This window comes from Mitsuaria sp. 7 (assembly GCF_001653795.1).
Taxonomy (GTDB): domain Bacteria; phylum Pseudomonadota; class Gammaproteobacteria; order Burkholderiales; family Burkholderiaceae_C; genus Roseateles.
In genome coordinates, this window is record NZ_CP011515.1 from 249,343 (window position 1) to 262,673 (window position 13,331).

Sequence of the window (13,331 nt, forward strand, 5' to 3'; positions counted from 1 at the left end):
GATGCGGGTCATCATGACCGCATCGAAGCCTTCCTCGGAATCCCCGTCCACCCGCTTCATCCTGAAGCTCAGCTGTCCCGACCAGGCCGGCATCGTCCACGCCGTCACCGGCGTCCTGCTGGAGCAGGGCGCCAACATCCTGACCTCGGCCCAGCACGGCGACGCGGATCACCGCCGCTTCTTCATGCGCATCGAGTTCGAATGCGCCGAGGCCCGCCCGGCCGCCGCGCTGCGCGATGCGTTCGCGCCACTGGCCGCGCGCCTGGCGATGGATTGGGAACTGGTCGACGCGCAGCGCAAGACGCGCGTGCTGCTGCTGGTGTCCAAGCTCGGCCACTGCCTGAACGACCTGCTGTTCCGCGTGCAGACCGGCCATCTGGCCATCGAGATCCCGGCCATCGTCTCGAACCACCGCGACTTCTATCAGCTGGCCGCGTCGCACGACATCCCGTTCCACCACCTGCCACTGCTGCAGGCGAGCGACGAGCAGAAGCAGGCGCAGGAACGCAAGATCCGCGAGCTGATCGAGGAACAGCAGATCGACCTCGTCGTGCTGGCGCGCTACATGCAGATCCTGTCGCCGGAGCTGTGCCGCTTCCTGGAAGGTCGCGCGATCAACATCCATCACAGTTTCCTGCCCAGCTTCAAGGGCGCGCGGCCGTACCACCAGGCCCACGAGCGCGGCGTCAAGCTGATCGGCGCGACCGCGCATTACGTGACCTCCGATCTCGACGAGGGCCCGATCGTCGAGCAGGACGTCGCCCGCATCGATCACTCGATGACGCCCGACCAGCTCGTGGCGATCGGTCGCGACGTCGAGTGCGTGACGCTCGCCCGTGCGATCCAGTGGCATGCCGAACATCGCGTGCTGCTCAACGGACATCGCACGGTCGTCTTCCGCTGACCGCAACGGCGGTCAGTCGACGTTCCCACCCCCAGTTCCCACACCCCAGCGGTCGCCATGTGGACTGACACGCACTGCCACCTCGACGCCTCGGAGTTCGACGCCGACCGCGATGCCGTCGTCGCGCGCGCCGTGGCGGGGGGCGTGTCGCAGGTCGTCATTCCGGCGGTGGTCGCGGGGAACTTCGAGCAGGTGAGGGCGCTCGCGCATGCGCATGGCTTCAGCTATGCGCTGGGCATCCATCCGCTGTACGTGATGCACGCGCGCGACGAGGACCTCGGTCGGCTCGACCGGATGCTGTCGGAGTGCCGCGACGATCCGCGCCTCGTCGGCATCGGCGAGATCGGGTTGGACTTCTTCGTCAAGGACCTGGACGCCGCGACGCAGCAGCATTTCTATGTCGAGCAACTGAAGCTCGCGAAGCGGCACGGGCTGCCGGTGATCCTCCATGTGCGCCGCAGCGCCGACCAGTTGCTGGGCGGGCTGCGCCGCATCGGCTTGCAGACCGGCGGGATCGGTCATGCGTTCAACGGCAGCCGGCAGCAGGCCGAGGCCTTCATCGATCTCGGCTTCAAACTCGGCTTCGGCGGGACGCTGACCTTCGACCGCTCGCTGCAGATCCGCCGGCTCGCCGTGGAGCTTCCCGCCGAGGTGCTGGTCCTGGAGACGGACGCGCCGGACATTCCGCCGCATTGGCTTTACCGGACCGCCGAGGAACGCGCCGCTGGCGCCACCTCGCGCAACGAGCCGGGGGAACTGCCACGCATCGGCGAGGTCCTCGCCGGGCTGCGTGGCTGGACCCCGCAGGAAGCGGCCGAGCGCACGAGTCGGAATGCGCGCGCCGCGCTGCCGCGGTTGGGTGGGTTGGACGCTTTGGGCGCCACACCCTCCGCTCCACCCGCGCCAACCGCGCATGTCTGACACAGGAAGTCCACCCGACTCGCGCGAGCCCGCCCGCTGGCAGGGACTCGCACCCGTCCACGCGCCGGACGCGGAGTGGCTGCTGCTGGGCAGCTTCCCCGGTGTGGCTTCGCTCCAGGCGCAGCAGTACTACGGCCATCCACGCAACCAGTTCTGGCGGCTGGTCGGCGAAGTCTTCGGCGTGGATCTGCCGGCGATGGGATACCCCGAGCGACTCGCCGCATTGCGCGCCCGCCGCGTCGCGGTCTGGGACGTGATCACCGAGACCGAGCGGGAAGGCAGCCTCGACAGCGCCATCCGCAATCCCTTCGCCAGCGACCTCGGCCGTCTGATCCAGCAATTGCCGGCGCTGCGCACGATCGGCTTCAACGGCGGCACGGCCTTGCGCTTCGGGCTGAAGCAGCTCGGACCTCTTGCAGCCCGTTACCGTGTGCTGGGGCTGCCCAGCTCCAGTCCCGCCTACACGATGCCCTACGATGCCAAGCTTCGCGCCTGGCGGGAGCTCGCCGGGCCCTTGAACGACAGATGACGCGACCGGGCCCCGTGGACCCGGCATGGGAACGACAGCCGTGAGCAAGCAACGGGATTCGAAGAGCAACAAGGGCGGCAGATCGGCCGCATCGCCGGCATCGCGCGATTGGGTCGAAGCCACGCTGAGCGAATTCGACGGCGTCCGTTTCCTCCACCTCGACTCGATCTGGGTCCAGGGCGCGATGCGGCTCAAGAAGCCCGAGAAGCTCGAGCTGGAGTACGTCCAGCGCATGATGGCCTGGCTGCTGTGGCGCGACACCCGTGAGATGACGCAGGGTCAGGCGGTGCAGCTCGGCCTGGGCGCCGGCGCGCTGACGCGCTTCTGCCGCAAGCAGTTGAAGATGAAGACCACGGCGGTCGAGATCAACCCGACCGTCATCAGCGCCAACCGGCACTGGTTCCACCTGCCCGACGACGATGAGCGTCTGCGCGTGGTCAACGAGGACGCCGGCGCCTGGGTCGCCGATGCGGCGAACTGGGGCAACGCCCAGGTGCTCAACGTCGACCTCTACGACCACGAGGCCGCGGCGCCGGTCCTCGATGACGAGGCGTTCTACGCCGACTGCCATCGCGTGCTCGCCGACGGCGGGCTGATGACGGTCAACCTGTTCGGCCGCAGCGCCAGCTTCACGCGCAGCGCGACACGGATCGCGAAGGTGTTCGGCTCCGACCAGGTCTGGCACCTGACGCCGACCCGCGAGGGCAATACCATCGTCGTCGCGGGGCGCGGCGTCGCGGTGCCTGAGCGCGAGGTGCTCGAGCAGCGCGCCGCCCACATCGAGGCCCGCCATGACCTGCCGGCCACCAAGTGGCTCAAGCTCGTGCGGCCGCTGCCGATGAACGTGATCCACCAGCTCCAGGCGGCCGCGGCCGTCGACACCGACGAGTGACCATGAAACCCAACACGTCGACGCCTTCCAAGGACAAGAGCGGTGCTGCCGCTTCCACGCCCGCTCCCGTGGCCAAGTCGAGCGCGCCGGCCCCGGCGTCATCCGCCACATCCGCATCCGCCATACCCGCTAAGCCCAAACCCGTGGAAGGCGGCGAGCGCCTTGAATGGCGCCAGCTGCTGCACTGGCTCGCCCAGGACGGCGTCATCGACCAGGAACAGGTCCAGCGCACCGAAGCCCGCTTCGGCACCAGCCACAGCGCCCAGCATCCGCTCACCCGGCTGGGCGCCGCGGGACTGGTGCGTGTCGCCAATGCGCGCGCGCTGGATACCGAGGCGCTGACCGAATGGCTCGCGGGCCGTCTGAAGCTGCCGTATGTGCGGATCGATCCGCTCAAGGTCGACGTCGGCCGTGTCGCCGACGTGATGTCCGCCAGCTATGCCGAGGCGCGTCGCTGTCTGCCGATCCAGGTCGGCCTGAACGACGTGACCATTGCGGTCGCCGAGCCGCACGACACCAGCTGGGTGGCGCAGATCGAGTCGCACACCCGCAAGCGCGTGAAGCTCGCGCTGGCCAACCCGCAGGAGATCGCGCGTTTCACGACCGAGTTCTTCACGCTGGCGCGGTCGGTGCGCGCGGCGACGAAATCCGGCGAGTCGAGCCAGCAGGCGAGCTTCGAACAGCTCGTCGAGCTGGGCCGCAGCAACCGCCAGCTCGACGCCAACGACCAGGGCGTGGTGCAGGTCGTGGACTGGCTCTGGCAGTACGCCTTCGACCAGCGCGCCAGCGACATCCACCTGGAGCCGCGCCGCGAGATGGGCGTCATCCGCTTCCGCATCGACGGCGTGCTGCACACGGTCTACCAGTTGCCGCCCACCGTGATGGGCGCGATGACCGCGCGCATCAAGCTGCTGGGGCGCATGGACGTCGTCGAGAAGCGCCGCCCGCTCGACGGTCGCATCAAGACGCGTAATCCGGCCGGCGAAGAGGTGGAAATGCGGCTCTCGACGCTGCCGACCGCCTTCGGCGAGAAGATGGTGATGCGGATCTTCGATCCCGATACCGCCGTCAAGGACCTGTCGCAGCTGGGCTTCTCCAACCACGACGCCGATCGGTGGAACCGCCTGACCGCGCGTCCGCACGGGATCATCCTCGTGACCGGTCCGACCGGCAGCGGCAAGACCTCGACGCTCTATTCGACGCTCAAGCGCCTGGCGATCGACGAGGTCAACGTCTGCACCGTCGAGGACCCGATCGAGATGATCGAACCGGCGTTCAACCAGTCCCAGGTGCAGCCGGCCATCGACTTCAACTTCGCCGAGGGCCTGCGTGCGCTGATGCGGCAGGACCCGGACATCATCATGGTCGGTGAAATCCGGGACCTGGAGACCGCCGAGATGGCGATCCAGGCCTCGCTGACCGGTCACCTGGTGTTCTCGACGCTGCACACGAACGATTCGGCCTCCGCGATCACCCGGATGGTGGACTTGGGCGTGCCCAACTACCTGATCGACGCGACGGTGATCGGCGTGTTGGCGCAGCGGCTCGTGCGCACGCTGTGCCCGAACTGCAAGGAGCCGGATCCGGACGTCACGCGCGACTCGCTCAACGAGATGCTCAAGCCGTGGCGCCTGAATGGCGGCGTCAAGCCCTACCGGCCGGTGGGCTGTCTCGACTGCCGCAACACCGGCTTCCGCGGTCGCGCGGGGTTGTATGAACTGCTGCTGCTGACGGACAGCATCCGCAAGCATCTGCATCCGAACACGGACATGACGGCGCTGCGCCGCCAGGCCGTGCAGGAAGGCCTGCGCCCGCTGCGCCTGGGCGGCGCGATGAAGGTCGCCGAAGGCCTCACGACGATGGATGAAGTGCTGCGCAGCACGCCGACCTGGGAAACCTGAGCGGAGGTCGGGTCGATCCGTCTGCCGCCCCCCAGGCTCGCGGGGGCGGGTAAGCCCGCGCAGACAACGCGCAGGTCCCGTGCCGCCCGGGCGCGTGAAGATCGCCATACGCCCCGTGCGATGCGCGGCGTCTCCCCTTACGTGATAACCACAGACCCCGAGGGGGACCCGATTCCTAGAATCGCGCCAATTCAAGCCGATAGAGGTTCCCTCGATGAAGATCAAGAGTCAACGCGACTTCTGGTCAGGGCTGATGTTCGTTGTCGTTGGCGTCGCGTTCGCGTGGGGCTCGGCAGTGAACTACAGCTTTGGCTCCTCGGCCCGCCCCGGGCCTGGTTACTTCCCCTTCGGGCTGGGCGTGCTGCTCGCCGTGCTGGGCGGGGTGGTGCTGTTCAAGGCACTGACGATCGAGTCGGAGGGCGGACAGCCCGTCGGCGCCTTCGCCTGGAAGCCGCTGGTGATCGTCGTCGGCGCGATCATCGTGTTCGGCTTCGCCCTGCCGCGGCTGGGCATGATCATCACGCTGCCGCTGCTGATCACCCTCTCCTCGTTCGCCAGCGACGAGTTCCGCTGGCGCGATGCGCTGCTCAGCAGCGTGGTCTTGACCGCGGGCAGCTACGCGATCTTCATCTGGGGTCTGAATCTCGTGATCCCCATCTGGCCAACCTTCCTGGGCGGCTGAGGAGTCACGCATGGATCTGATCAACAACCTGATGATGGGGTTCGGCACGGCGTTCACGCCGGAGAACCTCCTGTACGCCTTCGGCGGCGCGGTGCTCGGTACCCTGATCGGCGTGCTGCCGGGCCTGGGCCCGGTCGCTACGATCGCGATGCTGCTGCCTTCGATCTATTCGCTCGATGCGACGCCAGCGCTGATCATGCTCGCCGGCATCTATTACGGCGCGCAGTACGGCGGTTCGACAACGGCCATCCTGATCAACGTGCCCGGCGAGTCCTCGTCGGTAGTGACCGCGATCGACGGCTACCAGATGGCCCGGCAAGGTCGCGCCGGCGCCGCGCTGGCGGCGGCGGGCCTGGGCTCGTTCTTCGCCGGCTGCGTGGGCACGGTCATCATCGCGGCCTTCGCGCCGCCGCTGACGGAGCTGGCCTTCAAGTTCGGCCCCGCCGAGTACTTCTCGCTGATGGTGCTGGGCCTGATCGGCGCGGTGGTGCTGGCGTCGGGCTCGCTGGTCAAGGCGATCTCGATGATCCTGCTGGGGCTGCTGCTCGGGCAGGTCAACACAGACGTGATCTCGGGGACGCCACGGTTCTCGTTCGACGTGCCTGAACTGACGGACGGCATCAACTTCGTCGTGATCGCGATGGGCATCTTCGGCTTCGGCGAGATCATCGCGAACCTTGGCCAGCCGGCCGAGCATCGCGAGGTCTTCACCAAGAGCGTGAAGGGCCTGTGGCCGACCAAGCAGGACTTCCACGACGCCTGGCCGGCGGTGGTGCGCGGCACGGCGCTGGGTTCGGTGCTGGGCGTGCTGCCCGGTGGCGGCGCGCTGTTGGCATCGTTCGCGGCCTATACGCTGGAGAAGAAGATATCCAAGCACCCCGAGAAGTTCGGCAAGGGCGCCATCCAGGGCGTGGCGGGTCCCGAGTCGGCCAACAACGCCGGCGCGCAGACGTCCTTCATCCCGATGCTGACGCTGGGCATCCCGCCCAACGCGGTGATGGCGCTGATGGTCGGCGCGATGACCATCAAGGGCATCCAGCCAGGTCCGCAGGTGATGACCAGCAATCCGGAACTGTTCTGGGGGCTGATCGCCTCGATGTGGGTCGGCAACCTGATGCTGGTGATCTTGAACCTGCCGCTGATCGGCATCTGGATCAAGCTGCTGACGGTGCCCTACCGTTTCCTGTTCCCGGCCATCGTGGTGTTCTGCTGCATCGGCACCTACACGCTGAACAACAACAACTTCGACGTGTACATGACGGCGGCGTTCGCGGTGATCGGTTATCTCTTCTATAAGCTGAGCTGCGAGCCTGCACCGCTGCTGCTCGGCTTCATCCTCGGACCGATGATGGAAGAGAACCTGCGTCGCGCGCTGCTGCTGTCGCGTGGCGACTGGATGACGTTCATGTCCCGGCCGCTTTCCGCCGGCCTGCTGATCGCCGCCGCGCTGATGGTGATCGTGGTGATGCTGCCGTCGATCAAGAACAAACGCCAGGAAGCGTTCCAGGACGCAGATTGATTGGCTCCCGCCTTCAGGCTTCATCAAAGACCCGCCTCGGCGGGTCTTTTTCTTTGTGATTCCATGTCGCGTTCCAGAAGGAACAAGGGCTTAGCGATGTTCCGTGCGAGAGGCGTTCAACAGTCAATGACTTTTTCGCGTGACTCTTGCGAGCTGCTCTGCGAGCGTGCTACAGTCGCGGTCTTCGCTGCACAGACATCTGTCTTGCAGCGGTCCTCGAAGGAACTGTCGAGGATGTCGAATGACTGACCGGGCTTCGCCCGGTTTTCATTTGGCGGCGAGATTCTCGCAGTCGACGATGAAATTAATTTCTCTGACTGCTTGACGGATTCGAAAGAAATCGTTCATAATCTCGCTTCTGCGCTGCTGACGACAAGTCAGCGACGCGACGAAGTAAGTAGCAAGGGGCTGAGGCCTTGAGCGAAGGTTGCTTCGATGTTCTTTAATAATTTACAGCCGATAAGCGTGGGCGTCTGGACGAGCGACCTGAGAAGGTTAAATCGCTAGATGCTCACGGAAGAAAGAATGAAGCTATGAAAGTAGTCTTTGTTCGATTCCGTTGAGTTTATTCAAGATCGAACTGTAGAGTTTGATCCTGGCTCAGATTGAACGCTGGCGGCATGCCTTACACATGCAAGTCGAACGGTAACGCGGGGCAACCTGGCGACGAGTGGCGAACGGGTGAGTAATATATCGGAACGTGCCCAGTTGTGGGGGATAACTGCTCGAAAGAGCAGCTAATACCGCATACGACCTGAGGGTGAAAGCGGGGGATCGCAAGACCTCGCGCAATTGGAGCGGCCGATATCAGATTAGGTAGTTGGTGGGGTAAAGGCCTACCAAGCCTACGATCTGTAGCTGGTCTGAGAGGACGACCAGCCACACTGGGACTGAGACACGGCCCAGACTCCTACGGGAGGCAGCAGTGGGGAATTTTGGACAATGGGGGCAACCCTGATCCAGCCATGCCGCGTGCGGGAAGAAGGCCTTCGGGTTGTAAACCGCTTTTGTCAGGGAAGAAAAGACTCCTACTAATACTGGGGGTTCATGACGGTACCTGAAGAATAAGCACCGGCTAACTACGTGCCAGCAGCCGCGGTAATACGTAGGGTGCAAGCGTTAATCGGAATTACTGGGCGTAAAGCGTGCGCAGGCGGTTATGCAAGACAGATGTGAAATCCCCGGGCTCAACCTGGGAACTGCATTTGTGACTGCATGGCTAGAGTACGGTAGAGGGGGATGGAATTCCGCGTGTAGCAGTGAAATGCGTAGATATGCGGAGGAACACCGATGGCGAAGGCAATCCCCTGGACCTGTACTGACGCTCATGCACGAAAGCGTGGGGAGCAAACAGGATTAGATACCCTGGTAGTCCACGCCCTAAACGATGTCAACTGGTTGTTGGGAGGGTTTCTTCTCAGTAACGTAGCTAACGCGTGAAGTTGACCGCCTGGGGAGTACGGCCGCAAGGTTGAAACTCAAAGGAATTGACGGGGACCCGCACAAGCGGTGGATGATGTGGTTTAATTCGATGCAACGCGAAAAACCTTACCTACCCTTGACATGCCAGGAATCCTGCAGAGATGTGGGAGTGCTCGAAAGAGAACCTGGACACAGGTGCTGCATGGCCGTCGTCAGCTCGTGTCGTGAGATGTTGGGTTAAGTCCCGCAACGAGCGCAACCCTTGTCATTAGTTGCTACGAAAGGGCACTCTAATGAGACTGCCGGTGACAAACCGGAGGAAGGTGGGGATGACGTCAGGTCATCATGGCCCTTATGGGTAGGGCTACACACGTCATACAATGGCCGGGACAGAGGGCTGCCAACCCGCGAGGGGGAGCTAATCCCAGAAACCCGGTCGTAGTCCGGATCGCAGTCTGCAACTCGACTGCGTGAAGTCGGAATCGCTAGTAATCGCGGATCAGCTTGCCGCGGTGAATACGTTCCCGGGTCTTGTACACACCGCCCGTCACACCATGGGAGCGGGTTCTGCCAGAAGTAGTTAGCCTAACCGCAAGGGGGGCGATTACCACGGCAGGGTTCGTGACTGGGGTGAAGTCGTAACAAGGTAGCCGTATCGGAAGGTGCGGCTGGATCACCTCCTTTCTAGAGAATGACGAGACCGTCGAGTTGCTCAGGCAGCTCGGGAGAGTCGAGTCGAAAAATGCGAGTTCAGCGCGCCCACACTTATCGGCTGTAGACACACAACAGTGAGTGAGAAAACGCGTGAGCCTGGCGAGCTGGCCTTGCCGGTTGGCGCGATGCAGGAGCACGCAAGAAATGCGTGGGTCTGTAGCTCAGTCGGTTAGAGCACCGTCTTGATAAGGCGGGGGTCGCTGGTTCGAATCCAGCCAGACCCACCACGAGGGTCGTCAAGATCTTGGGGGATTAGCTCAGCTGGGAGAGCACCTGCTTTGCAAGCAGGGGGTCGTCGGTTCGATCCCGTCATCCTCCACCAATCACTTCACATGGGTGGCAAACCACAGCGTCCGAATGGGCACTGTGGTTTGCCAGTCTCGACATTCGTGTCGGCTGTTGTTCTTTAACAATTCGTAGAGTCGAATCAGCGTTGCTGGCGGAAAGCCGGCGCTCGTAAAGGGGCGACCGGCACCGTGCCGCCAGCGACATTTGATTGCGTCAACAAACTTCAACTCTGAAAAGAGAAGAAATTGAAGAACGGCGAACGCGTGATACTCAAATAAATGCTCAAGTTGTTGAGCATCTGTCCTTGACGACATCTGCGGATGTCAAAGTTATAGGGTCAAGTGACTAAGTGCATGTGGTGGATGCCTTGGCGATTACAGGCGACGAAGGACGTGATAGCCTGCGATAAGCTTCGGGGAGCTGGCAAATAAGCTTTGATCCGGAGATTTCCGAATGGGGAAACCCACCTCGTTTAGAGGTATCGCACACTGAATACATAGGTGTGCGAGGCGAACCGGGTGAACTGAAACATCTCAGTAGCTCGAGGAAAAGACATCAACCGAGATTCCGAAAGTAGTGGCGAGCGAAATCGGAGTAGCCCTCGTGTTTTAGCAGTTGGCATATCAGAACGGAATGGAAAGTCCGGCCATAGCGGGTGATAGCCCCGTATGAGAAATGTCGATTGTGGAACTAGGCACGAATAGAGTAGGGCGGGACACGTGAAATCCTGTCTGAATATGGGGGGACCATCCTCCAAGGCTAAATACTCGTAATCGACCGATAGTGAACAAGTACCGTGAGGGAAAGGCGAAAAGAACCCCGGGAGGGGAGTGAAATAGATCCTGAAACCGCATGCATACAAAAAGTAGGAGCCCGCAAGGGTGACTGCGTACCTTTTGTATAATGGGTCAGCGACTTACATTCAGTGGCGAGGTTAACCGAATAGGGTAGCCGTAGAGAAATCGAGTCCGAATAGGGCGAATTAGTCGCTGGGTGTAGACCCGAAACCAGGTGATCTATCCATGGCCAGGATGAAGGTACCGTAACAGGTGCTGGAGGTCCGAACCGACTAGTGTTGCAAAACTAGCGGATGAGCTGTGGATAGGGGTGAAAGGCTAAACAAACCTGGAGATAGCTGGTTCTCTCCGAAAACTATTTAGGTAGTGCCTCAAGTATTACCTTCGGGGGTAGAGCACTGTTTAGGCTAGGGGGTCATGGCGACTTACCAAACCTATGCAAACTCCGAATACCGAAGAGTACAGCTTGGGAGACAGAGCACCGGGTGCTAACGTCCGGACTCAAGAGGGAAACAACCCAGACCGCCAGCTAAGGTCCCTAAAATTGGCTAAGTGGGAAACGAAGTGGGAAGGCTAAAACAGTCAGGATGTTGGCTTAGAAGCAGCCATCATTTAAAGAAAGCGTAATAGCTCACTGATCGAGTCGTCCTGCGCGGAAGATGTAACGGGGCTAAGCCAGTTACCGAAGCTGCGGATGCACAGTTTACTGTGCGTGGTAGGAGAGCGTTCTGTACGCCTGTGAAGGTGGGTCGTGAGGCCTGCTGGAGGTATCAGAAGTGCGAATGCTGACATGAGTAGCGTTAAAGGGGGTGAAAAGCCCCCTCGCCGAAAGCGCAAGGTTTCCTACGCAACGTTCATCGGCGTAGGGTGAGTCGGCCCCTAAGGCGAGGCAGAGATGCGTAGCTGATGGGAAACAGGTGAATATTCCTGTACCGATCAATAGTGCGATGTGGGGACGGAGAAGGTTAGCTCAGCCGGGTGTTGGATGTCCCGGTTCAAGCCTGTAGTCGTGCCTGGTAGGCAAATCCGCCGGGCTTAGATGAGGGGTGATAACGAGTCTGCTTGCAGACGAAGTGAGTGATACCCTGCTTCCAGGAAAAGCCACTAAGCTTCAGCTATTGACGACCGTACCGCAAACCGACACTGGTGCGCGAGATGAGTATTCTAAGGCGCTTGAGAGAACTCTGGAGAAGGAACTCGGCAAATTGACACCGTAACTTCGGAAGAAGGTGTGCCTTTAGTAGGTGATCCATTTACTTGGTTAGCCCAATGAGGCCGCAGAGAATCGGTGGCTGCAACTGTTTATTAAAAACACAGCACTCTGCAAAGACGAAAGTCGACGTATAGGGTGTGACTCCTGCCCGGTGCTGGAAGATTAAATGATGGGGTGCAAGCTCTTGACTGAAGTCCCAGTAAACGGCGGCCGTAACTATAACGGTCCTAAGGTAGCGAAATTCCTTGTCGGGTAAGTTCCGACCTGCACGAATGGAGTAATGATGGCCACACTGTCTCCTCCAGAGACTCAGCGAAGTTGAAATGTTTGTGATGATGCAATCTCCCCGCGGAAAGACGGAAAGACCCCATGAACCTTTACTGTAGCTTTACATTGGACTTTGAACAGATCTGTGTAGGATAGGTGGGAGGCTTTGAAACCTGGTCGCTAGATCAGGTGGAGCCAACGTTGAAATACCACCCTGGTGTGTTTGAGGTTCTAACCTTGGCCCGTTATCCGGGTTGGGGACAGTGTATGGTGGGCAGTTTGACTGGGGCGGTCTCCTCCCAAAGTGTAACGGAGGAGTTCGAAGGTACGCTAAATACGGTCGGAAATCGTGTTGATAGTGCATTGGCATAAGCGTGCTTGACTGCGAGACTGACAAGTCGAGCAGGTACGAAAGTAGGACAAAGTGATCCGGTGGTTCTGTATGGAAGGGCCATCGCTCAACGGATAAAAGGTACTCTGGGGATAACAGGCTGATACCGCCCAAGAGTTCATATCGACGGCGGTGTTTGGCACCTCGATGTCGGCTCATCTCATCCTGGGGCTGTAGCCGGTCCCAAGGGTATGGCTGTTCGCCATTTAAAGAGGTACGTGAGCTGGGTTTAAAACGTCGTGAGACAGTTTGGTCCCTATCTTCCGTGGGCGCTGCAAGATTGAGAGAGCCTGCTCCTAGTACGAGAGGACCGGAGTGGACGCACCTCTGGTGTATCGGTTGTCACGCCAGTGGCATCGCCGAGTAGCTAAGTGCGGAAGAGATAACCGCTGAAAGCATCTAAGCGGGAAACTCGTCTCAAGATGAGTCTTGCCGGGGCCTAGAGCCCCCTGAAGGGTCGTTCAAGACCAGGACGTTGATAGGCTGGGTGTGGAAGCGCAGTAATGCGTTAAGCTAACCAGTACTAATTGCCCGTGAGGCTTGACCCTATAACTTTGACACTCAAAACGTCAGGGTGAGTGGTCACGCAGATCGACGCGCAACCCGTATGCCGGAGTTGCCACGATCAAAACCGTTCTTCAATCCTTGAAGACGCAATCAAACCAAAGCTGATTTGACTCTACCGAATTGGGCCTGCTGAGCTCCTCAGCAAGCCAACCAGTCAAGCCTGATGACCATAGCGAGTCGGTCCCACCCCTTCCCATCCCGAACAGGACCGTGAAACGACTCAGCGCCGATGATAGTGCGGATTCCCGTGTGAAAGTAGGTCATCGTCAGGTTAATATCCCGCCAAACCCCTCGGTCAGCAATGATCGAGGGGTTTTGCCTTTT

The 13,331-nt window shown here is 61.0% G+C and carries 7 protein-coding genes, 2 tRNA genes and 3 rRNA genes; all 12 read left to right on the plus strand.

The window, feature by feature from the left end; all coding sequences use genetic code 11:
* Positions 1 to 13: 13 nt before the first annotated feature.
* Positions 14 to 904: a formyltetrahydrofolate deformylase gene (purU, locus tag ABE85_RS26605; RefSeq protein ID WP_067283940.1), complete on the plus strand. Its 891-nt coding sequence runs from the start codon at positions 14 to 16 to the stop codon at positions 902 to 904.
* A 57-nt stretch (positions 905 to 961) separates the two neighbouring features.
* The gene (locus ABE85_RS26610; RefSeq protein WP_067283942.1) at positions 962 to 1,825 is read left to right on the plus strand and encodes a TatD family hydrolase; all 864 of its coding nucleotides are present in this window, start codon (positions 962 to 964) and stop codon (positions 1,823 to 1,825) included.
* Positions 1,818 to 2,354 (plus strand): DNA-deoxyinosine glycosylase, encoded by a 537-nt coding sequence (locus tag ABE85_RS26615; RefSeq protein WP_082939140.1) that lies wholly within the window; start codon positions 1,818 to 1,820, stop codon positions 2,352 to 2,354. The genes ABE85_RS26610 and ABE85_RS26615 overlap by 8 nt, the downstream gene beginning before the upstream one ends.
* 40 nt (positions 2,355 to 2,394) lie before the next feature.
* On the plus strand, positions 2,395 to 3,246 hold the full coding sequence (locus ABE85_RS26620; RefSeq protein WP_409072597.1) for a spermidine synthase: 852 nt from the start codon (positions 2,395 to 2,397) through the stop codon (positions 3,244 to 3,246).
* 2 nt (positions 3,247 to 3,248) lie between these two features.
* Positions 3,249 to 5,147: a GspE/PulE family protein gene (locus ABE85_RS26625; protein ID WP_082939141.1), complete on the plus strand. Its 1,899-nt coding sequence runs from the start codon at positions 3,249 to 3,251 to the stop codon at positions 5,145 to 5,147.
* A gap of 214 nt (positions 5,148 to 5,361) precedes the next feature.
* On the plus strand, positions 5,362 to 5,829 hold the full coding sequence (locus ABE85_RS26630; RefSeq protein WP_067283947.1) for a tripartite tricarboxylate transporter TctB family protein: 468 nt from the start codon (positions 5,362 to 5,364) through the stop codon (positions 5,827 to 5,829).
* A gap of 10 nt (positions 5,830 to 5,839) precedes the next feature.
* Complete coding sequence (locus ABE85_RS26635) at positions 5,840 to 7,348, plus strand: tripartite tricarboxylate transporter permease (protein ID WP_067283949.1); 1,509 nt, start codon at positions 5,840 to 5,842, stop codon at positions 7,346 to 7,348.
* 577 nt (positions 7,349 to 7,925) lie between these two features.
* Positions 7,926 to 9,454, plus strand: a 16S ribosomal RNA gene (locus ABE85_RS26640).
* A 180-nt stretch (positions 9,455 to 9,634) separates the two neighbouring features.
* Positions 9,635 to 9,711, plus strand: a tRNA-Ile gene (locus ABE85_RS26645).
* 19 nt (positions 9,712 to 9,730) lie between these two features.
* A tRNA-Ala gene (locus tag ABE85_RS26650) sits at positions 9,731 to 9,806 on the plus strand.
* A 301-nt stretch (positions 9,807 to 10,107) separates the two neighbouring features.
* A 23S ribosomal RNA gene (locus ABE85_RS26655) occupies positions 10,108 to 12,988 on the plus strand.
* Positions 12,989 to 13,166: 178 nt separating this feature from the next.
* A 5S ribosomal RNA gene (rrf, locus tag ABE85_RS26660) occupies positions 13,167 to 13,279 on the plus strand.
* The 16S, 23S and 5S rRNA genes sit together here with 2 tRNA genes alongside, the layout of an rRNA operon.
* Positions 13,280 to 13,331: the final 52 nt, after the last annotated feature.

What these genes read in the sequence shown, in the direction of transcription:
- purU (WP_067283940.1), top strand. Translation starts at nt 14, where the DNA reads ATGACCGCATCGAAGCCTTCCTCGGAATCCCCGTCCACCCGCTTCATC.
- ABE85_RS26610 (WP_067283942.1), top strand. Translation starts at nt 962, where the DNA reads ATGTGGACTGACACGCACTGCCACCTCGACGCCTCGGAGTTCGACGCC.
- ABE85_RS26615 (WP_082939140.1), top strand. Translation starts at nt 1,818, where the DNA reads ATGTCTGACACAGGAAGTCCACCCGACTCGCGCGAGCCCGCCCGCTGG.
- ABE85_RS26625 (WP_082939141.1), top strand. Translation starts at nt 3,249, where the DNA reads ATGAAACCCAACACGTCGACGCCTTCCAAGGACAAGAGCGGTGCTGCC.
- ABE85_RS26630 (WP_067283947.1), top strand. Translation starts at nt 5,362, where the DNA reads ATGAAGATCAAGAGTCAACGCGACTTCTGGTCAGGGCTGATGTTCGTT.
- ABE85_RS26635 (WP_067283949.1), top strand. Translation starts at nt 5,840, where the DNA reads ATGGATCTGATCAACAACCTGATGATGGGGTTCGGCACGGCGTTCACG.